Raw genomic sequence first — 20,663 nt, forward strand, 5'->3', positions numbered from 1 at the left:
GCTGCAAATGAAAAAGGCGGAGCGAGCCGTGAGACTCACCCCGCCCTCTAACCAGCGGCTCAGCGCATTACAGCGTACGTGCCACTTCGGTCACTTCGAAGACTTCGAACTGATCGCCTTCGACGATGTCGCTGAAGTTCTTGATCGACATACCGCACTCGAAGCCCTGACGCACTTCCTTGACGTCGTCCTTGAAGCGCTTCAGCGAATCCAGCTCGCCGGTATGGATCACGACGTTGTTGCGGATCACGCGCACCGAAGAGGAACGCTTGACCACGCCGTCCGTGACCATACAACCCGCAATCAGGCCGATCTTCGGCACGCGGATCACCTGGCGCACCTCGACCATGCCCGTCACCGTCTCGCGCTTTTCCGGCGCGAGCATGCCGGACATTGCCGCCTTCACCTCATCCACAGCGTCATAGATGATGTTGTAGTAGCGGATGTCGATGCCATTCGCCTCGGCCACCTTGCGCGCCTGAGCATCCGCACGCGTGTTGAAGCCGATGATGACCGCCTTCGAAGCCGTGGCCAGGTTGACGTCCGACTCGCTGATCGCGCCGACCGCGCTGTGCACGATCTGTACGCGCACTTCGCTGGTCGAGAGCTTGAGCAGCGACTGCACCAGCGCTTCCTGCGAGCCCTGCACGTCCGCCTTGACGATGAGCGGCAGGTTCTGCACTTCGCCTTCGCCCATTTGCTCGAGCATGTTCTCGAGCTTGGCGGCCTGCTGCTTGGCCAGCTTGACGTCGCGGAACTTGCCTTGACGGAACAGCGCGATTTCGCGCGCCTTGCGCTCGTCCGGAAGCACGATGACTTCTTCGCCCGCCGCCGGCACTTCCGACAGACCCTGGATTTCCACCGGGATCGACGGACCCGCCGACTTCGTGGGCTTGCCGGTTTCGTCCAGCATGGCCCGCACGCGGCCATATGCACTGCCGGCCAGCACCACGTCGCCGCGGTTCAGCGTGCCCGACTGCACGAGGATGGTCGCGACCGCGCCCTTGCCCTTGTCCAGCTTCGCTTCGATGACGAGACCCTTCGCGGCCGCTTCCACCGGCGCGGTCAGCTCCATCACTTCGGCCTGCAGCGAGACGTTTTCCAGCAGATCGTCGATGCCCTTGCCGGTCTTCGCCGACACTTCGAGGAACGGCGAATCACCGCCGTACTCTTCCGGCACCACGCCTTCCGCGACCAGTTCCTGCTTCACGCGGTCCGAGTTGGCATCCGGCTTGTCGATCTTGTTGATCGCGACGACGATCGGCACGCCGCCCGCCTTCGCGTGAGCGATGGCTTCCTTCGTCTGCGGCATCACGCCGTCATCGGCGGCGACCACCAGGATGACGATGTCGGTTGCCTTCGCACCGCGCGCACGCATGGCCGTGAAGGCCTCGTGACCCGGCGTGTCGAGGAAAGTGATGACGCCACGCGGCGTTTCGACGTGATAGGCGCCGATATGCTGCGTGATGCCGCCCGCTTCGCCCGCCGCCACTTTCGCGCGACGGATGTAGTCCAGCAGCGAGGTCTTGCCGTGATCGACGTGACCCATGACCGTGACGACCGGCGGACGCGGCAGCTTCTCGGCCGTGTCTTCCGTGGCTTCGCCTTCGATCAGCAGCGCTTCCGGGTCGTCCAGCTTCGCCGCGACCGCGCGATGGCCCAGTTCTTCGACGACGATCATCGCCGTTTCCTGGTCCAGCACCTGGTTGATCGTGACCATCTGGCCGAGCTTCATCATCACCTTGATGACTTCCGAAGCCTTCACCGACATCTTGTGCGCGAGATCCGCCACCGAGATGGTTTCCGGCACGTGGACTTCGCGAACGATGGGTTCGGTCGGCGCCTGGAACGACGTGTTCAGATCCTGATGCTTGCCGCGACCCTTCGGACCGCCGCGCCAGCCGCGGTCGACACCGCCGCTGCTGTCGCCGCGCGTCTTGATGCCGCGCCGCTTCGATGCGTCGTCCTGCCAGCCGCCCTTGCCGCCGGCCTTCTTCTTGTCGCCGGCGCCTGCGGGCGCCGTGGATGCGGGCGCGGCCGTGGTGCCGGGCGCCGGGCGCTTGGCAACCGCCGGACGGGCGGCCTGCGCACCTTCCGGCCTGGCCGGCTTGTGCAGCGTGCCCTTGGCTTCAGCAGCCTTCGCCGCTTCGACCGGCTTCGCGACGGGCGCCGGTTCCGGCGCCTTCACCTGCGCCTTGCGCGGCGTGTTCATCATTTCGCGGATCGCACGCGCTTCGGCTTCGGCCGCTGCACGACGCTTCGCGATGGCTTCCTGCTCGAGACGCGCCTTCTCGGACGCGGCACGGGCGTCTTCTTCCGCTTTCTTCGCGGCTTCGCGTTGCGCGGCGCGTTCGCTGGCGGCCTTTTCTTCGGCAGCCTTTTCCGCGGCTTCACGCTGCGCGTCTTCGTTCTGCTTCGCTTCGCTCTGCTTGGCCTCGGCCGTGGCCTGGGCGCGCGCTTCTTCACGCGCTTCGTCGCGGGCTTCCTGGCGCGACGCCTGCGCGGCACGCGAGAGTTCCGCCGCCTGAGCTGCGGCCGACGCACGGCGTTCGGCTTCCTCTTCCTGCTTGCGGCGCTCCGCTTCGGCCGCTTCCTCGCGGGCGCGGCGCTCGGCTTCCTCGATCTCGAGCTTCGCCTGACGCTCCTTCAGCTCGCGCTCTTCGCGTTCGAGCTGCTCGGCGGCATGACGCGCTTCTTCCTCGCGCCGCTGCAGTTCGGCTTCGTCGACCTCGGGTTCATCGACGTGATTCGCCGCCGCTTCGCCCTGCTCCATACCGGGCTCGTCGCGCTTCACGAACACACGCTTCTTGCGCACCTCGACCTGAATGGTGCGAGCCTTACCCGTTGCGTCGGATTGCTTGATCTCCGACGTATGCCGGCGGGTCAGAGTGATCTTGCGTTTGTCGGCATCGGCGGAACCGTGCGACTTGCGCAAATGATCGAGCAGGCGCGCCTTGTCCGTCTCGGAGAGATCGTCGTTCGCGCTCGCTTTCTGTACGCCAGCCGCCTGCAGTTGTTCCAGCAGTACGCCTGCAGGCATTTTTAGTTCCGCGGCAAATTGGGCTACGTTGTTACTCGCCATTCATTCCTCTTGATGCAAGGACAGATCCTTGCGGTTAGATCGGGGTCATGCGGCCAGACAGGCCGCCAAATATCAGTGCGCCATGGTCATTTCTCACTGGAACCAGTGTTCACGTGCTTTCATGATCAACGCCTTAGCGGCATCCTCTTCCATACTGGTCATTTCAACCAGTTCGTCGACTGCCAGCTCCGCGAGCTCGTCGCGGGTCTGAATCTGGTGCTCGGCAAGCTTCGCGAGCAATTCGTTGTCCATGCCGTCGAGGCTCTTCAGGTCGAGCGCGACGCCCTCCACCTTCTCTTCATTGGCGATGGCCAACGTGAGCAGCGCATCGCGCGAGCGATTGCGCAATTCGTGCACGGTGTCTTCGTCGAAGGCTTCGATTTCGAGCATTTCGTTGAGCGGCACGTACGCGATTTCTTCGAGGCTCGTAAAGCCTTCGTCGATCAGGATGTCGGCGACTTCCTCGTCCACATCCAGACGCGCCATGAACAGGTCGCGCAACTTGCCACGCTCTTCGTTCTGCTTCAACGCCGATTCGTCCGGCGTCATGATGTTGATCTGCCAGCCGGTGAGTTCGCTTGCGAGTCTCACGTTCTGGCCTGCGCGGCCGATGGCGACGGCGAGCTCGTTCTCGTCCACGACGACGTCCATAGAGTGCTTTTCTTCATCGACGACGATGGACTGGACGGCTGCCGGCGCGAGTGCGCCGATCACGAACTGCGCGGGGTCTTCCGACCATAGCACGATGTCGACGTTCTCGCCACCGAGCTCATTGCGCACGGCCTGCACGCGCGAACCGCGGATGCCGACGCACGTACCGATGGGATCGATGCGCTTGTCGTAGGCAATCACGCCGATTTTCGCACGCACGCCGGGATCGCGCGCAGCCGCCTTGATTTCCAGCAGGCCTTGTTCGATTTCCGGCACTTCGAGTTCGAACAGCTTCATCAGGAACTCGGGCGCAGTGCGCGAGAGTTCGATCTGCGGGCCGCGCGCGGTACGGTCGACCTTCGCGATGTACGCCCGCACGCGGTCGCCCACGCGCAGGTTTTCCTTCGGGATGAGCTGGTCACGACGCAGCAGCGCCTCGACACGGCCCGATTCGACGATGAAGTTGCCCTTGTCCAGGCGCTTCACCGAGCCGGTCATGATCTTTTCGCCGCGCTCGAGGAAGTCGTTCAGGATCTGCTCGCGTTCGGCGTCGCGCACCTTCTGCAGGATGACCTGCTTGGCGGCCTGCGCGCCGATGCGACCGAATTCGATGGAGGGAATCGGCTCTTCGATGAAGTCGTCGATTTCCGCATCGGCCTTTTGTTCCTTTGCTTCGAACAGCAGGATTTCCTGATCCGGCTCCTGCAGACCGGCTTCGTCCGGCACCACGCGCCAGCGGCGGAAGGTTTCGTGCTCGCCGCTTTCGCGGTCGATCGCGACGCGGATGTCCACGTCTTCCTCGAAGAGCTTTTTCGTAGCAGAAGCAAGCGCAGCTTCCAGCGCTGCGTACACGACGTCCTTGTCGACGTTCTTTTCGCGTGCCAGCGCATCCGCCAGCATCAATACTTCGCGACTCATTGTTTGCGGCTCCTAAAGTCAACCTTGGGGACGAGACGTGCGCGATCGAGGTCCGCGAGCGTGAAATCCAGCATCGCGGCGCCGTCCTTCCCTTCAAATTCCAATCCGATCGTTTCGCCCTCTGGGGCGTGCAAGATGCCACGGAACGACTTGCGCCCGTCCAGCGGCTTTTTCAACGTGATGGCGACTTCGCTTCCCGCGAAGCGCTCGAAATCAGCCAGCTTCTTGAGCGGCCGATCGAGGCCTGGCGACGAGACTTCGAGCCGACCGTAGTCGATGTTCTCGACTTCGAACAAATATTGGAGCTGGCGCGTGACCTTCTCACAGTCTTCGATGGCGATACCGGCCGGCTGGTCGATATACACACACAGCAAGCCGCCGCCCGAACGCTCGAGATCAACCAGCTCGTAGCCCAGGCCCGAGACCGTGGTTTCTACCAATTCCGTCAGTTGCACAGTAACTCCAAGGTGTTCGCGCGCTCCACGCCGAAACACCCGCGGGCAGCGCCTACATGCGGGCGCGCACCCTGCTCCCGAGATGCCGAACCGAAAAGCCAAAAAAAAATGGGCCAATGCCCATCTTTTTCAACCAGGTCGCACCCGGGCAGCAGACAAACTACGTGCCCAGCGACTTCGTAATTTTAGCCGTTTTTCGCGACGAACGCAAACGTACAGCATGCTTTCAGGCCCGTTGATGCCCTGTTGATGCCGGTTTCAACGCGCTCGATCCCGATGCTGCAAGCCGTGCGAAGTCGCTGCACGCAAGAACGGAGCGCGGGCGGACGCTTACTCGCGCCCATCCGCGCTCCGCGTCTCAACGACCGCGCGTGCGATTGCGCGCGCCGCGATTCGCACCGCCGGGCTTGCCCTGCCCGCCGGCCGGCTGACCACCGCCGCCCGAGCGATTGCCGCGCGGCGCGTTATTGCCTGGACGCTTGCCGGCGCCGGCCACGCCCTGCGGATTGCCTTGCGGACGCGCGCCGCGCGGTCCGGGCCGGCCGCCGTTGGCGCGATTGCCGTTCGGCTCCTGGCCGATGCGGTTGCCGTTCGCTTCCCGGCCACCGCGACGGCCCGCGCCGCCGCCGGCATTGCCCGCGTTGCCGGCATTGCCGCCGAATCCGCCTGTGCCGCCCATGCCGAAGCTGCTGGCCATGCCGCCCGGTTGCCCGCGGCGTCCGCCGCGGCCCGGCGTCGTCTGCTGCGTCATCCGCGAATGCGAGCTCAGCACCGGCTCGCGGGTGATGATGCCCATCGATGTCTGCATGGGATCAGGCTGCACGCGCGGCGCGGACTGGCGCCCGCCCTTTTCTTCCGTCGGCAGCTTGAGTCCGACCGACGCCATCAGGCTGCGCACCTGATTGTCCTCGAGCTCCTCCCAGCGACCCCGCTTGAGGCCGCGCGGCAGCCCGATCGGGCCGTGGCGCGTGCGGATCAGGCGGCTGACCATCAGGCCCGCGGCTTCGAACATGCGGCGCACTTCGCGATTGCGCCCTTCCGCCAGCGCGACGTGATACCAGTGATTCGTGCCCTCGCCGCCGCCGTCCTGGATGCGCAGAAAGTTGGCGGGGCCGTCGTCGAGTTCGACGCCCTTGAGGAGTTTCTGTTTCATCCCTTCCGACAGCTGCCCGACCACCCGCACCGCGTATTCGCGTTCGACGCTATAGCGCGGATGCATGAAACGGTTCGCCAGGTCGCCGGAAGTCGTGAGCAGCAGCAGACCTTCGGTATTGAAGTCGAGACGGCCGACGGCAAGCCACTTGGCCGTCTTCATCGACGGCAGCTTGTCGAACACCGACGGACGGCCTTCCGGGTCCGCGTGGCTGACGATCTCGCCGGTCGGCTTGTGGTACAGCAGGATGCGCGGCGGCTTGCTGGCGAGCTTGCGCCGGACCGGCTTGCCGTTGATGCGGACCTGATCGGTCGGCATGATGCGCTGGCCGATATGCGCCGGCTCGCCGTTCACCGACACGCGCCCGGCGATGATCAATTCTTCCATGTCGCGACGCGAACCCATGCCCGCGTCGGCAAGTACCTTGTGCAGCTTCGGCGCGTCGTCGTCCGGCTCCAGCACGCGCTTTTGCTGCTGGGCCGCGCGGCCGCGACGCAGCAACGGCGCGCCGACGCCGACGCCGCCGGTGTTGTCCGCATCGAAGGCTGGCGAGGTCACGTAGGCGAAGACGTCGTCGACCGCCGCGGCCGCGGCGCTTTCCACCGTCGCGGGGCCGCCGTCATTGCGCTTGCCGCGCTTCTGCTGCGGCTGGGCCTGCTTGCGGCGCGTGCCTTCGCGTGCGGGCTGGGCGGGCGCGGCGGTTTGGCCGGCGGCGCCGTTTGCAGCTTCGAGCGACGCTTCGCCGCTGGTCTCGCCCGCTTCGGCGCGGGGATTCTTGCGACCACGCGGCTTCGCGCCTTCCTTGCGCGGGCCCTTGGCGTTCTGATCCTTGCGTGGCGTGCGCACCTGGGCTGCCACGACGCCGTCCGGCGGCGTTTCGGTGACGACGCCCGGCGCGTCCGGCGACGTTTCGCCGCCCTTCGTCTTGGCGACAGCGCGACGCCGCGCGATCAGGCTGCGCGGCCCGCGACGCAGACCGCGGCGCGGACGATCGTCGCCCTCGCCATTCTCGTCGTTGCGCGTGCGTTCGCCGGCATCGGCCGACTCGGGTGCATTCGCGTCGTGCACGCGGCGTGCGGATTCAGGCGAATCGCTGTCGTGGGAGTGTGTCAAAACAACCTCAAATGTCGAATTGCGCGCCCCTCGCGGGCGCGACAAAAAATCCGCTGATCGGTCCGGCTGGTCGTCTCGAAATGTTCTTTATGGAGAGCCGGGTTCGGATCAGGGGCCATGCGTCTTTGCGTCAGGCGCGGCGCGCCTTCGGTTCTTCGGAGCCGTCGTCCAGTTCGTCTTCGTATCCTGGACCCACGTCTTGCGCGTCGTCGCGCGGCGCCGGAGCGGGCGCAGTGTGCGCGTCCTGCGCGGTATTCAATTGCTGCGGGTGAAGGGCGGCGGGAACGGCCTCGGTCGAGCCGACGCCATCCGCTTCGGCCTGCGCGGACTCCGTATCCTGCCCGGCGTGTTCGTCGGGTGCCGCGTGTCCTTCGTCTTCCTCGCCTTGTTGCCCCTCGAGGCCAGGCGCCCGCGATTCTTCTTCCAACGCGGCGGACGCGCTCGATGCATCGAGCGTCTCATCGGCGTTGACCGGCGCGGCGGTCCGGTGTTCCCCGGCGCCCGTCGTTTCCTGCGCCTGAGCGTCCGCGGCGGGCGCATCCGCTGCCACGCTTTCGGGAAATTCGATCGAATGCTGCGCGAGCAACGACGCTTCAAATTGCGCCGACGGATTGTCCAGTGCCGGCAGTTCGTCGAGCGCGCTCAGGCCGAGGTCGTCGAGAAACTGCTTGGTCGTGGCATACAGCGCCGGGCGTCCGGGCACGTCGCGATGACCGATGACTTCAATCCAGCTGCGGTCTTCCAGCTGCTTCACGACCTGCGTGTTCACGGTCACGCCCCGAATCTCTTCGATATCGCCCCGCGTTACCGGCTGCCGATACGCAATGATCGCGAGCGTTTCGAGCACCGCGCGGGAATACTTGGGCGGTTTTTCCGGATGCAGGCGGTCGAGATAACTCCGCATCGCCGGCTTGCTCTGGAAGCGCCAGCCCGAGGCGAGCGCCACGAGTTCCACGCCACGGCCCGACCACTCGGCCTGAAGCGCTTCGAGCAAGGTGCGCACCGTGTCCGCCGAGATGTCGTCGGCGAACAGCTTGCGCAAATCATGCAGTCTCAGCGGTTCCTGCGCGCAAATCAGGGCAGTCTCGAGGACGATCTTCGCCTCTTGGGTATTCATGCAGCTTGGGTCAACCCTGTATGGTCAATGATTCGATTCAATGCGAGCTTGAGCAGATTCGAACGCCACCGAAGCGGTGCGAACGATAAAGCTGTACGCGGAATTTCAAGACGCGCTCGCCCGATTTCTCGCCCGATCGGAACCGGTCATATTGATTGGGAGCACGCACCGGGGAGAGGCAGCATTGGGCGTTCGGTGAGCGAGCGCCGGGCCAGTCCAGCCGGTCGAGGTGGCGCTTTCCAAGACGAAAGCGCGTGACTGAGCGCCATATTACGCAAAAAGAACCGGGGCGTAAAGGTGAAGCAGCATCGCAGCCGAAACTCACTTGACGGCGCCGGCAGGCCGAACAGCGGCAGCGGCCGGCCTGCCGGCATTCCGTTTGATTCCGCTTAATTCCGCCTAACTGCGCCGTGCGCCGCCAGGAAGCGCTTCAGACGCTCGACGCCCGCATCGAGACGCGCCGGATCGCAGGCGTAGCACCAGCGCACGAAGCCTTCGCCCTCCGCTCCGAACGCGCTGCCCGGCGCGAGCCCGAGTCCGGCATCGCGCACCAGCGACTTGCACAGGTCGAGGCTGTGCGCCGCGCCCGGCAGCGAGAAGAACAGATACATCGCGCCGTCGGGCGCGCGCACGTCGACGCCTTCAATGCCCTGCAAGGCGCTCACGAGGTGATCGCGGCTCGCGCGCAGATCGGCGACGAGCGACTGCGTGAAGCTCTCGCCCTCCGCGACGGCGACCACGCCCGCCCGCTGCACGAAGGACGGCGCGCACGACGTGTTGTACTCCACCAGCTTGCCGAGATCGTCCATCAATTGAGTCGGCGCGACGAGCCAGCCCAGCCGCCAGCCCGTCATGAGCCACGCCTTCGAAAAGGAATTCACCGCGATCACGCGCTCGTCGCGCGCGGCGAGATCGAGGAAGGAAGGCGCGGTGCCGCCGTCATCGCCGTAATAGAGGCGCTCGTAGACCTCGTCCGCGACGATCCAGATGCCATGGCGCCGGCAATGCGCCAGGACGGCGCGCTGGTCGTCGCGGCTCATCGTCCAGCCCGTGGGGTTGTTGGGCGAGTTGATCATCAGCATGCGCGTGTCCGGCGTGAGCGCAGCCAGCAGACGGTCGAGATCGAGCGTCCAGCCGCGCGCGCCGTAATTCAGCGACACCGTTTCGACGCTCGCCCCCAGAATTTTCGGAATCTCGACGAGATTCGGCCACAGCGGCGTCACCGCGACCACGCGGTCGCCCGCGCCGACCACCAGTTGGGCCGCGAGCATCAGCGCGTTCACGCCGGCGCTCGTCACGGCGACGTGATCCGCCGAGGTCGCGCCGTGCAAGCCGCTCACATAAGTGGCGAGCGCCTCGCGCAGCGGGGCGATACCGAGATTGTGCGTGTAGAAGGTGTCGCCGTCGGCGAGCGCGCGGCTGGCGGCATCGCGAATGAAGGGCGGCGTCACGCGGTCGGATTCGCCGAACCAGAACGGCAGGACATTCGCAACGCCGAATCCCGCGTTCGCCACTTCGCGGATCTGCGACGGGCGCAGCGCCCGCACGGCATCGCGCGCATTCGGCGCACCGAATCCGTGCGTGCCACCGAGTTGACTCAGTTCGCTGATCACTGCTCCTTCCGATTCACTCATTGCCCGCCCCGTTGCGTTGTCATTTCAAAGGAATCAAGTCTAACGCGCCGCCCTCCATCGAGCGGCGCGGCATCGGTTCGAACCGGTTCAATTCAGATCTTCCGCACGCCGCGGCAGCGAGGCGATCAGCGACCACACCGATTCGGCCGCCGGCGAAAGCGAGCGATCGCGCCTGCGCACCAGTTCCACCGTGCGCTCCGCACGCGGTTCGAGCGGCAACGCCACCAGCGACGACTCCGCCGGCAACGGCAACGCGAGCCACGGCAGCACGCTCACGCCGACGCCCGCCTCGACGAGCCCGAAGACCGTCGCCGGATGCCCCAGCTCCTGCACGACCTGCGCGTCGACGCCGTTCTCGCGCATGACGGCATCGATGAGCGGACGGCTGCCGGATGCGTAATCGAGCATCACGAGGCGTTCGCCGGCCAGCTTCTCCCAAGGCACGGCGTCGTGACGGCCGAGCGGATGATCGCGGCGTGCGACCAGGCAGAACGAATCGGTCATGACGGGTTCGCCGTAGAGCTCATCCGAGGCAAACGGGCCGATCACGACGCCGAAATCCACCTCGCCCGACTTCACCTTGCGCAGGACGTCGGACTGGACGTCGTCGCGCAGGCCGAGCGAAATCAGCGGAAACTGCATCAGGCACGAGGCGACGACGCGCGGCATCAGCCGGCACGCGATCGTCGGGCTCGCCGCGACGATCACCCGCCCGCGGCGCTGCTCGCCCAGGTCGCGGACTTCGCGCAGCGCCTCGTCGAGATCCGCGAGCAGCCGCGATACCGTGCCGACGAGGTTCAGGCCGACATCGGTCAATTGCACTTCGCGGGTCGTGCGGTCGATCAGCTTGAAACCGATCTCGCCCTCCAGTTCCCGCACGCAGCGGCTGACGGCCGACTGCGTCAAGCCGATTTCATCGCCCGCGCGACTGAAGCTGCGCAGCCGCGAAACCTCGATGAAGACGCGCAACTGCCGGAGGGTCACGTTCAGGGGCGCGTTCATGCCGTTCACTCATTAATTTTGTCGTTTCAGTCGGAATTATAGGTTTCCTTGACCCGATTGGATGCGCGAACGTACGTTTCGCTGCGGTGCAGCATATTCCGGAAACGCACGCCGGATGGGCCTATTGCACTGGATTGGTGATTGTCCCGATTTCTTAATTGGTTCATTTCGGGTCTGATACGGGCCATGCTGACATCGCGTCAGCCTACTGCCATGCGGGTTTCCCGGATTTAGCGACATGCATGGCACGGTTCTCGCATTTCATTGCGCACAGAGGTCGGAGTTATTACGCGGAAGCACGAAATGATCGTTCACCGTCATGCGCTCCGGCCTTTTCCTGGGTATTCGTTCATCGGATTCCGACCAGAGTGCGCGGCGCGGGGCAGCGCACCGGGGTTAGCTTCGCTGAGGTGAGATATGGTGCTGTTCGACGATTTGAGAGATAACGAGTGGGCGCTGGTTGAGGCGTTGTTCTGTGCCGAACCGGCGCGTAGCGAGCGGCGCGGCCGCCCGCGCGTCGAAGCGCGTGCGGTGGTCAATGCCGTGTTGTGGGTGCTCTCGACAGGCGAAGGCTGGTCGAAGCTGCCCGGCCGCTACCCTTCCCCGCCGACCTGCCGTCGACGCTTCGACGAATGGCAGGCAGATGGTACGCTGGCCGAAATCGTCAAGCGCCTCTCCGGCAATGGCCGCGAAGTGTCGCTGCGTGGCCGCATCGGCTCGAGCGCTGCCAAACCGCCCTCGCCGCCGAGCCGCGACCGCCTGCGCGGCGCATTCTGGACCAACCCGGAATCGTGGCGCGCTCCGGCAAAGATGGCCTGACCGTCTTGCCTTCCCAAGGCCGTCGTCCGGCGGCCTTGGCGCCTCACCATCCTGCTGCGCAAGCTCGGCTTGCGCCCCTGTTGCCTCTCTCCATTGGCTCATCCCTTCGGCGCTGTACGCTAACAGACGCCGTCGGCGCACGCCTGGAGCGAAACAACTCTTTACCATTCCTTACAGCGCGGAAGCAGCCTGACGCTTAATTTGGTGAATGACCGAACCAGCCCCGTGAGGGCTTGGAGGGATTTCGCCATGAAGGCATCGACTCTGCTCGCCCCCGGCGCACTGGTTGCGCTGATGAGCACGACGGCGATGAGCCAGGCTCAGCCGCCGCCTGCTGCGTCCGATTTTCATGTCAGTACCCGGGCAGCCATGGAAGCACCGCAAGGCGGACCGCGCACGCGCGGCGTGACGCCTCCGGCGCCGCGTGGCGACCTGCGCGGGGATATCGCCAGCAACGTGCGCGCACGGCCGGATAGCGAGCGCGACGGGCGCCCGCAGCATCATTAGATTGGAGATTCATCAGATACGCGCGTGATCTGGTTTCGCGCGGGAAGGAACCTCGCTTGGCAGCGAAGGTCACAGACTCTGCCATGCACGTGGCGTGGCAACAGTGAAATCCGGAATGCCCGTATCCTCGTGATACGGGCTTTTTTTCGGCTGCAGCTCCAACGGGAGCACGGTGCGCTCTGGCGGACGTCTCCGGTCGCCTCGGCACCGGACGGACGAACAGGCGAAGCTTCTCCCTCGGCCTGCGCCGATCGGCTTGCCGCCCGAAACAGGACGGCGCGAGCGCTGTCCTGCAGACTAGACCTTCGCCTCCACCAGCGTTTCCTGTCCGCCGAACGTGTAGCGTTCCACGCGGCGCAAGTCCCAGTCGGTCGAGCGCTCATCGCGCGAGAGTCTCGAGAATTCGTTTTTTCCCCGTTCGGTCACGACAGCGATATCGACCGGTGCATGAAAGCCTGGCGCAGGCGCAACGGTGCGCTGACGGGTCAATTCCAGCAGGCCGAGCGCGCGCAAGAGATCGAAGACATTGGGGCGTTTCGCCCAGGGAACCTGACGATACTGCGCTCGGCGAAGTGCTTCGAGTACGGCTTCGTTGGAATACGTGGTCATCTCGTTCTTTCTTCCTATGCAGCCATGACGACGCTCGTGACGGTCGCAAGACGGTCCGCGACGTCGACTAAACGCGGCGCGCCGAATCTCGTTTGCGAGCAAGGCGACTCGCAGCCGAATGTTTGGCCGCCGCTTGCGTTAGGTGCTGCTTTCTATTACAAGCCCCCGATGAGAGCGCGCTGATCACGCGCTTTGCTGCCACCCGCCGATGCGCTCCGATTTGCGCGATGGCGAAACGATTTGTCTTAAAACCAATACGTTACCCCAATCAAATTGGTTCTATTCACTTTATTCCTGCTTTTTTTTGCATCATTCGCGCTATGGCGGGGCCGCCGCGTACAGATCGCAATCGTCACAATGACGCTGGCGTGGGGCGTCGGAACGGGCTGGTTCGCCGCACCGCTGCTCGATGTCGCGCAGCGCGGATACGACCGCACGGTCGCACCCCGCCTGGGTCCTGACACGATCATCGTGCTGATGGGCGGCGGGACCCGTCGCAGCGATACAGGGCTCGTGCCCAAGCCTGACTCGATGCAGCGCATTGCGGCGACAGCGGCGCTGTACCGTGCGTGCCGGGAAATGGCGCGATCGTGCAAGGTGATGGTAAGCGGCGGGGATCCCGAACATCACGGGCAAGCCGAAGCCGACAACTACGCGCCCTATGTGCTCGCCCAGGGCGTCCGGCCCGACGACCTGGTGCGCGAAAACCGAAGCCTCAATACGTATCAGAACGCCCGCAACGTCGCTGCCATTGTCGGCCGCGCACATGACAATCGTTTGATCATCGTAACCTCGGCCTATCACATGCGGCGTTCGCTCCGCGCGTTTCAGGCATTCGGCTTCGATCCCCAGCCGTACGTGTCCAACGCCCGGCGCGGCCAGGTCACGCTTCTCCCGCGCCTCGGAAGTGTCGAGACGACCGAAATCGCGCTGCATGAACTTGTCGGGCTGGCGCAGTTCAGGGTGTACCGCTGGTTGCACCTGTATTGAGTCAAGGTCGCGAAATCGGACGAATCGTCTGAAAAGCGCCGATGATCAGCCGTATCGATTGATCAGGACTAGCAACTGAAACAATCCGTCGATATGATTTTCAACGGTCAAAACGGGCGCGGCGCTGGACGGGCGCCGGACATCGCCCGACACGTCTGCCCTGTTCCGCGCCTATCATAGGAAGGTCCGGATCGCGGACAAACGCTTTAAGAAGGATGCTTGCTGGCAGCGGGAGCGCTTATTGCTCACACGCAAGCGCTTTTCCACCGGATCGGACAGGCGATTCCCGGGTTCAACACCTACTAGGAGGTAACAATGAAGAAAGTGTCCCTGGCTGTTTTGTTGTCCCTCAGTGCAATCGCGACGGGCGCTTTTGCGCAGAGCGATCAAGGCGTGACCATGAGCACTGATCCCGCCAAGATTTCCGATATCGAAACGCGTGCGCAAAACCTGCAGTCGCAGCAGGACAACATGCAAAACATGCATTCGCAGATGCCATCGCACAAGTCGATGCATCACAAGAAGTCGCACAGCAAGCCAATGAGCGGATCGAGCCAGTAACGATCGAACCGCCCTTTCAGCTTCGGGGCCATTCACGCCGCCTTTGGTGCCATGTCGCGTCAAAGGCGGCGCGGACAGTTGCAGCAACACTCCCTGTGTTGTCTTAGCCGTTCATCGAGTCCGGCTGGCGCGATGCGTGACCCAGTCGCCACTCTCGATGCGTGACAGACCCGCTACCGCCTGCACGGTGACGGGATAGACCATGCAGTCGATCCGGTCCCTGCGGCCATCCATGTCCACCTCTACGTGCAACCGGTGCGCCCGGAACAGTCCTACCACGCCCGGATAGACTTCCTCTATCTCATCCAGAACCGGCACCAGCGCATCCTCGATGCGGTACACATCGCCGTGAACCGGCTGTCCTTCGTCATCGATCACGAGGCCCGGATAGGCGCCGAAATCGAAAAGCTGCCCATGAACGTGCGCCCGGCCCAAGCACTGCGGCGCCGCGATGCCGTGCCGCTCGGCCGCCTGGTTGATATCGTTCGCTTCGCCCGCGCGCAGCGTGCCATACACGAAAACGTATTGCATCGGGAATGCGGCTCCTGTCGTTAATCCATCGATGGCGAATTATGCGCCGGCCACATGCGCTTGCCAGTCGGGCCAAAAACACCTGCTTTCGGCTAACATCGTCGGCTGATGGTTGCGTGTCGGCGCGCAGCCAACCTGCATCTCCCTCCATCGGGCACACATGGTCAACCTTGTCGAAGCGGCATCGTCGGACGAGGAAGTCGAACATCTCGACATCCCGCCCGAGCATGCGCCCACGCTCGCCCATCCGATTCGCGTGCGCTCCCGACCCGTGCCCTATGGCGTACGCATCGCGTTGCACACGCATTCGTGGGCGCAAGTCGCCTATACGTCGCGCGGCGTGTTGCGCGTCGCGACCGTCGATTCGACCTGGATGGTGCCGCCCTCCCGCGCCATCTGGGTGCCGCCGAATGTCACGCACGAAGTGGTGATCGTCGAGGATGCCTATCTGCGCACGCTTTACGTCGACGCGAGCGTCGTGCCGGCGGGCCTCGGCGCGTGCCGCGTGGTGGAGGTGTCGGCGCTGCTTCGCGAGGTGATCGCCGCGCTCGACGACGCGTCCATCTCGCCGGAGCGGGAACGGCTGCTCGGCACACTCGCGCTGGACGAGATCATCCGCTCGGAACCCCTGCCGCTCTCGGTGCCGATGCCCAACGAAAAACGCCTGCGCGCACTGTGCAACGCCGTGCTCGCTGAACCTTCCCATTCCGACCTGGAGCGTTGGTCGTCCGAGGCGGGTGCGAGTCCGCGAACCATCGCACGGCTGTTCAGGCGGGAACTCGGCGTCAGCTTTTCGCAGTGGCGCCAGCAAGCGGTGCTCGCGCGCGCGATTCCGTTGCTGAGCCAGGGCCGTCCGCTCGCGCAGGTGGCGCGCGAACTCGGCTATCAGAGTCAGAGTGCGTTCTCGGCGATGTTCCGGCGCGCGTTCGGCGAGAGTCCGCGTGAGTTCTTCGCGCGCGACAACGGTGACAACCGTGAAGATCGAAGCGCGCGTGATCCGAACGGCCCGTAAGGCCCGGTCAGACGCGTCGCACCATATGACGGATCGCGCCGAGTTGCGCGAGACGCGGCCCGGCCAGCCGATAGCCCATGCGCAGGTAAAGCCGGGCCGCGGGGTTGTCGACGAACACGCGCAACTGACATTCGGCCAGGCCACGCGCTCGCGCCCAGCGATGCGCCGTGTTGAGCAGGAAAGTACCCGCGCCGCGCCCGCGATAACCTTGGGCGATCTGCACATCGCGAACGTGCAGCGAGTCGCCTTCTTCGGTCACGCGCATGACGCCGATGGGTGTGCCATCCGCTTGCAGAATGAAGTTTTCGGATTCGCGCCAGCTGGAAAGAAAGAGATCGCCGCGCCAGACGAGATTGTGGCGTCGATAGTAGCCGGCCATGTTGTCGTGCATGAGCGCTTCGGCAAATGCAAAGTCCGCCATGGTCGCCTGGCGCAATTGATACAGCGAGAGGTCTTCGGTGGGATCGAGCATCGCGGATGCGGCACGAGAACAAGTGCCTCAACACTAAGTCAGTGCGCGCAGGCTGGCAATGGCCATTAGTACGGGCGATCGTCCATTCGGCCGAGTACGAAACGGAAGGAGCCATAGCGCGAATGCAGCAAGCAAAAAAAATCCAGCCCGAAGGCTGGATTTTTCATTACTGCTTGGCGGAGCGGACGGGACTCGAACCCGCGACCCCCGGCGTGACAGGCCGGTATTCTAACCAACTGAACTACCGCTCCACTTTCTTGCTATCGATCCGCCGTGTCACCGGCGAACATTGCAGCGCTGTTTCCAGCAGCCGCCGATAAATCTGGCGTCCCCTAGGGGATTCGAACCCCTGTACTCACCGTGAAAGGGTGATGTCCTAGGCCTCTAGACGAAGGGGACAGATACTTCTTGCAACGCTGCGGCGAAAAAAAACCGGCTCTCAATAGCCGGAGTGTTTTTGCTCGCAGTATTCAATCAAGCGTTGGCGGAGCGGACGGGGCTCGAACCCGCGACCCCCGGCGTGACAGGCCGGTATTCTAACCAACTGAACTACCGCTCCACTTTCTTACTATCGATCCGCCGTGTCACCGGCGAACATTGCAGCGCTTGCTAGCAGCCGCCGATAATCTGGCGTCCCCTAGGGGATTCGAACCCCTGTACTCACCGTGAAAGGGTGATGTCCTAGGCCTCTAGACGAAGGGGACAGAAACGTGTTGACTCTGTCTTACCACTGTCTCGCTGACTTATTTGCTGCCAGTCAGCGAAGACCGAAATTCTATACAACTTCGTGCTGTTTGTGAAGTATTTCTTGCGACTTCCAAGCTTCTGGAGAACAACTTCGCTTGACTTCACTTTGCCCGTCTGTTCTTGGTGGAGGTAAGCGGGATCGAACCGCTGACCTCTTGCATGCCATGCAAGCGCTCTCCCAGCTGAGCTATACCCCCTTGCAGAACAGAAACGAGATTGTATAGGGCGTTTTCGTAGTTGTAAATACCCTCTGACGAACAAATAGCAAATTATTTGGCTCATGCCGGGCCGTTGCACGCAATCGATGGAGCCCGACGCTTTCCGCGCGCGCCGGCCCCAAAGAACATCAGCGCGCCGCCTTTTCCAGGCGATTCACGACCGCATCGCGGCCGAACAGCATCAGCACGGCGTCGATGGACGGCGTGTGCGTCGTGCCGGCCACCAGCAGCCGCACGGGCATCGCGAGCTGCGGCATCTTGAGCTTGTGCGCGCCGAGCGTCGCCTTGAGCGCAGCCGAAATCGCTTCCTTGGTCCATTCGACCTCGCCGAGCGCCGTGCGCAGATCGGCGATGGCCGGACGCACGGCATCCGTCACGTGCTGCGCATACGCGTCCGGTTCGATCACCGGCTCGCGATAGAACATCGCGGCGTTATCGGCGATTTCCTTCACCGTCGATGCACGGTCCTTCAGCAACCCGATCACCTGATCGAGCGGCGCGCCGGCAGCGAGCGCGGCGGCGTCGATGCCGCCGGCGAGCAGAAACGGCCGCGTCAACTCCGCCAAACGCACGTTATCCGCTTCCTTGATGTAGTGCGCGTTCAGCCAGTTGAGCTTGTCATGGTCGTACTGCGCGGGCGACTTGCCGAGATGCTCGAGATCGAACCACTCGACGAACTGCTCGCGCGAGAAAATCTCCGCGTCGCCGTGCGACCAGCCAAGGCGCGCAAGATAGTTCACCACCGCTTCCGGCAGATAGCCGTTGTCGCGATAGCCCGTTACGCTCATCGCGCCATGACGCTTGCTCATCTTTTCGCCCTGCTCGTTCAGCACGGTCGGCAGATGCGCGAACACGGGCGCTTCCCCGCCGAGCGCCCGAAGGATGTTGATCTGGCGCGGCGTGTTGTTCACGTGATCGTCGCCGCGAATGACGTGCGTGATTTTCATGTCGAGGTCGTCGACGACCACGCAGAAGTTATAGGTCGGCGTGCCGTCGGGACGCGCGATCACGAGGTCGTCGAGTTCTTCATTCGAGATCTCGATGTGGCCTTTCACTGCGTCGTCCCACGCGACGGCGCCCGTCAGCGGATTGCGGAAGCGCACCACGGGTTCCACGCCTTCAGGCACCGGCGGCAGCACCTTGCCCGGCTCGGGACGCCACGTGCCGTCGTAGCGCGGCTTTTCGCCGGCGGCGCGCTGGCGCTCGCGCAGGGCGTCGAGCTCTTCCGTGGACATGTAGCAGTGGTACGCCAGCCCCTTCTCGAGCATCTGCGCGACGACCTCGCGATAGCGATCCATGCGCTGCATCTGATAGAACGGGCCTTCGTCGAAATCGAGTCCGAGCCAGTCCATGCCTTCGAGAATCGCGTCGACCGAGGCGTCGGTGGAGCGCTCGAGATCGGTGTCCTCGATGCGCAGCACGAAGGTGCCCTTCATCTTGCGCGCGAACGCCCACGGATACAGCGCGGAACGGATGTTGCCGAGATGGATGAAGCCGGTCGGGCTCGGAGCGAAGCGTGTGCGGACTGGGGTGGTCATTGCTGTTTACTCGATGATGGCGCTGCCGCCGCGCGGCGTACCCGGAGCGGGCGGCGCGCGGCCGAGGCCGGAATGCGATCTGTCGGGCGACTTGCGCGATGACCGTCGGAGACGGCCTGCGCACGGCGCGACGCACAAAACAGCCGCGCGCGAAGCCCGCCCAAAATGAGCCGAAATTATACTCGCCGGCCGCATCGTGTCGGCCCGCGAGCCTTTGCTTTATGATGTGCGCGCCTGATCGTCCCATGTCCACGCAGCCTCCCCGACGCCTCGCGCCATCCGTCCGGGACCCGCTGCATCCGGAGCACGCCTTGAGTTCATCGTCACCCCGTCTTTCACGCCGCGCGTTTTCGCTCGCGGCCGCATCGTCCGTTCTGGCCGCCTGCACCACGACCAACAGCGGCGTCTCGGGCGAGACCGCATCCGCCACGCCGCCCCGGCAGGAACCGCAGCGGCCGGTGCGCATCGGCCTCGCGCTGGGCGGCGGCGCGGCACGCGGCTTCGCGCATATCGGCGTGATCAAGGCGCTCGAAGCGCGCAATCTGCACGTGGATCTCGTGGCCGGCACGAGCGCGGGCTCGGTGATCGCGGCGCTGTATGCGTCGGGCATGAACGGCATCGCCATCAACAAGCTCGCGCTGACCATGGACGAAGCCTCCATCAGCGACTGGGCCATGCCCTTTCGCACGCGCGGCATCCTGCAGGGCGTGGCGCTGCAGAACTACCTCAACAAGACCCTCGACAACCGTCCGATCGAGAAAATGGCGCGGCCGCTCGGCATCGTCGCCACGGACCTCAGGAACGGCCAGCCGATTCTTTTTCAGCGCGGCAACACGGGCATCGCGGTACGGGCGTCGTGCAGCGCGCCGTCGATTTTCGAGCCGGTGAAAATCGGCGATCGCGAGTATGTGGACGGCGGCCTCGTGAGCCCGGTGCCGGCCGCGTTCGCGCACAAGATGGGCGCGGACTTCGTGATCGCTGTCGATATCTCGGCGCGCCCCGAAAGCGGTCTCACGACGAGCTCGTTCGACGTGCTCATGCAGACCTTCACGATCATGGGCCAGACGATCAAGGCCTACGAGCTCGACAAGTACGCCAACGCGGTGATCCGCCCGAACCTCAACGCGATGAGCAGCAGCGACTTCAGCCAGCGCAACGCGTCGATCCTCGCGGGTGAGGAAGCGGTGGCGAAGATGTGGCCGACGCTGCAACGCCAGTTGCAGGACAAGGGCGTGCGCGTCTGAACATCTGAACGCAACGGGCGTAAAAAAACGGCGGCTTCCTGCGAAGCCGCCGTTTTTCATGTCAAGCCGGAGAACAGCGTGATGGATCAATAATCCGCGTCCTCGATCCACGCTGCCTGGATCGATTCCAGTATCTTCTCGTTGGACTTGTCGGGATCGTCGTCGAAGCCATCGAGCTCGGTGATCCAGCGGTGCAGGTCAGTGAAACGCACATATTGAGGATCGATATCCTGATGCGCGTCGGTGAGAGCCATCGCGATCTCCTGAGTATCTGTCCACTTCATGGGCGA

General features: G+C 64.1%; 18 protein-coding genes and 5 tRNA genes. 6 read left to right on the forward strand and 17 right to left on the reverse strand.

Going from position 1 to position 20,663, the window contains the following annotated elements:
• Positions 1–67: 67 nt before the first annotated feature.
• From infB to QCE88_RS10510, 7 genes are all read right to left on the reverse strand, one after another.
• Positions 68–3,082 carry a translation initiation factor IF-2 gene (gene infB, locus QCE88_RS10480; protein ID WP_309901599.1) on the reverse strand — a complete coding sequence of 1,005 codons (3,015 nt, stop codon included), beginning with the start codon at positions 3,080–3,082 and terminating at the stop codon, positions 68–70.
• A gap of 93 nt (positions 3,083–3,175) precedes the next feature.
• Positions 3,176–4,651 carry a transcription termination factor NusA gene (nusA, locus tag QCE88_RS10485; protein ID WP_309901601.1) on the reverse strand — a complete coding sequence of 492 codons (1,476 nt, stop codon included), beginning with the start codon at positions 4,649–4,651 and terminating at the stop codon, positions 3,176–3,178.
• Complete coding sequence (rimP, locus tag QCE88_RS10490; protein ID WP_309901603.1) at positions 4,648–5,106, reverse strand: ribosome maturation factor RimP; 459 nt, start codon at positions 5,104–5,106, stop codon at positions 4,648–4,650. Before rimP ends, nusA begins: the two co-directional genes overlap by 4 nt.
• A 358-nt stretch (positions 5,107–5,464) precedes the next feature.
• Entirely contained in the window at positions 5,465–7,372 is a 1,908-nt protein-coding gene (rluB, locus tag QCE88_RS10495) for a 23S rRNA pseudouridine(2605) synthase RluB (protein WP_309901605.1), read from the reverse strand.
• A 130-nt stretch (positions 7,373–7,502) separates the two neighbouring features.
• Positions 7,503–8,489 carry an SMC-Scp complex subunit ScpB gene (scpB, locus tag QCE88_RS10500; RefSeq protein WP_409018079.1) on the reverse strand — a complete coding sequence of 329 codons (987 nt, stop codon included), beginning with the start codon at positions 8,487–8,489 and terminating at the stop codon, positions 7,503–7,505.
• A 389-nt stretch (positions 8,490–8,878) separates the two neighbouring features.
• Positions 8,879–10,123, reverse strand: a complete 1,245-nt coding sequence (locus QCE88_RS10505) for a pyridoxal phosphate-dependent aminotransferase (RefSeq protein ID WP_309901606.1) — start codon at positions 10,121–10,123, stop codon at positions 8,879–8,881.
• 87 nt (positions 10,124–10,210) lie between these two features.
• The gene (locus QCE88_RS10510; protein WP_309903508.1) at positions 10,211–11,113 is read right to left on the reverse strand and encodes a LysR family transcriptional regulator; all 903 of its coding nucleotides are present in this window, start codon (positions 11,111–11,113) and stop codon (positions 10,211–10,213) included.
• Between the two features lie 429 nt (positions 11,114–11,542).
• On the opposite strand from QCE88_RS10510, the gene QCE88_RS10515 reads away from it, so the two are divergent.
• Both QCE88_RS10515 and QCE88_RS10520 read left to right on the forward strand, forming a co-directional pair.
• Positions 11,543–11,944: a transposase gene (locus QCE88_RS10515; protein ID WP_404990096.1), complete on the forward strand. Its 402-nt coding sequence runs from the start codon at positions 11,543–11,545 to the stop codon at positions 11,942–11,944.
• Between the two features lie 249 nt (positions 11,945–12,193).
• On the forward strand, positions 12,194–12,451 hold the full coding sequence (locus QCE88_RS10520) for a hypothetical protein (RefSeq protein ID WP_309901608.1): 258 nt from the start codon (positions 12,194–12,196) through the stop codon (positions 12,449–12,451).
• A gap of 297 nt (positions 12,452–12,748) precedes the next feature.
• Here QCE88_RS10520 and QCE88_RS10525 read toward each other — a convergent pair whose 3' ends face one another.
• Positions 12,749–13,060: a hypothetical protein gene (locus tag QCE88_RS10525; protein WP_309901610.1), complete on the reverse strand. Its 312-nt coding sequence runs from the start codon at positions 13,058–13,060 to the stop codon at positions 12,749–12,751.
• Positions 13,061–13,417: 357 nt separating this feature from the next.
• Between QCE88_RS10525 and QCE88_RS10530 the strand changes: the two genes are divergently transcribed.
• Positions 13,418–14,050, forward strand: coding sequence for a YdcF family protein (locus QCE88_RS10530; RefSeq protein WP_309901613.1), 633 nt, complete (start codon positions 13,418–13,420; stop codon positions 14,048–14,050).
• A gap of 315 nt (positions 14,051–14,365) precedes the next feature.
• On the forward strand, positions 14,366–14,611 hold the full coding sequence (locus tag QCE88_RS10535; RefSeq protein WP_309901615.1) for a hypothetical protein: 246 nt from the start codon (positions 14,366–14,368) through the stop codon (positions 14,609–14,611).
• 111 nt (positions 14,612–14,722) lie between these two features.
• Here QCE88_RS10535 and QCE88_RS10540 read toward each other — a convergent pair whose 3' ends face one another.
• Positions 14,723–15,142: a gamma-glutamylcyclotransferase family protein gene (locus QCE88_RS10540; RefSeq protein ID WP_309901617.1), complete on the reverse strand. Its 420-nt coding sequence runs from the start codon at positions 15,140–15,142 to the stop codon at positions 14,723–14,725.
• A 160-nt stretch (positions 15,143–15,302) separates the two neighbouring features.
• Here QCE88_RS10540 and QCE88_RS10545 point away from each other — a divergent pair, with 160 nt between their 5' ends.
• On the forward strand, positions 15,303–16,154 hold the full coding sequence (locus tag QCE88_RS10545) for a helix-turn-helix transcriptional regulator (protein ID WP_309901619.1): 852 nt from the start codon (positions 15,303–15,305) through the stop codon (positions 16,152–16,154).
• A gap of 7 nt (positions 16,155–16,161) precedes the next feature.
• On the opposite strand, the gene QCE88_RS10550 is transcribed toward QCE88_RS10545, so the two are convergent.
• The 7 genes from QCE88_RS10550 to gltX all read right to left on the reverse strand — a co-directional run bounded on the left by QCE88_RS10550 (position 16,162) and on the right by gltX (position 19,129).
• Positions 16,162–16,626 (reverse strand): GNAT family N-acetyltransferase, encoded by a 465-nt coding sequence (locus tag QCE88_RS10550; protein WP_309901621.1) that lies wholly within the window; start codon positions 16,624–16,626, stop codon positions 16,162–16,164.
• 174 nt (positions 16,627–16,800) lie between these two features.
• Positions 16,801–16,877, reverse strand: a tRNA-Asp gene (locus QCE88_RS10555).
• A gap of 72 nt (positions 16,878–16,949) precedes the next feature.
• Positions 16,950–17,025: transfer RNA gene (locus QCE88_RS10560), tRNA-Glu, on the reverse strand.
• A gap of 83 nt (positions 17,026–17,108) precedes the next feature.
• A tRNA-Asp gene (locus QCE88_RS10565) sits at positions 17,109–17,185 on the reverse strand.
• 69 nt (positions 17,186–17,254) lie between these two features.
• Positions 17,255–17,330: transfer RNA gene (locus tag QCE88_RS10570), tRNA-Glu, on the reverse strand.
• Positions 17,331–17,494: 164 nt separating this feature from the next.
• Positions 17,495–17,570 (reverse strand) — tRNA-Ala (locus QCE88_RS10575).
• 149 nt (positions 17,571–17,719) lie between these two features.
• Positions 17,720–19,129 carry a glutamate--tRNA ligase gene (gene gltX, locus QCE88_RS10580; RefSeq protein ID WP_309901622.1) on the reverse strand — a complete coding sequence of 470 codons (1,410 nt, stop codon included), beginning with the start codon at positions 19,127–19,129 and terminating at the stop codon, positions 17,720–17,722.
• A gap of 311 nt (positions 19,130–19,440) precedes the next feature.
• Between gltX and QCE88_RS10585 the strand changes: the two genes are divergently transcribed.
• On the forward strand, positions 19,441–20,373 hold the full coding sequence (locus QCE88_RS10585; protein WP_309901624.1) for a patatin-like phospholipase family protein: 933 nt from the start codon (positions 19,441–19,443) through the stop codon (positions 20,371–20,373).
• Between the two features lie 86 nt (positions 20,374–20,459).
• On the opposite strand, the gene iscX is transcribed toward QCE88_RS10585, so the two are convergent.
• Positions 20,460–20,657: a Fe-S cluster assembly protein IscX gene (gene iscX, locus QCE88_RS10590; RefSeq protein WP_309808622.1), complete on the reverse strand. Its 198-nt coding sequence runs from the start codon at positions 20,655–20,657 to the stop codon at positions 20,460–20,462.
• Between the last annotated feature and the right edge of the window lie 6 nt (positions 20,658–20,663).

This window comes from Caballeronia sp. LZ035 (assembly GCF_031451175.1).
Classification (GTDB): Bacteria; Pseudomonadota; Gammaproteobacteria; order Burkholderiales; family Burkholderiaceae; genus Caballeronia.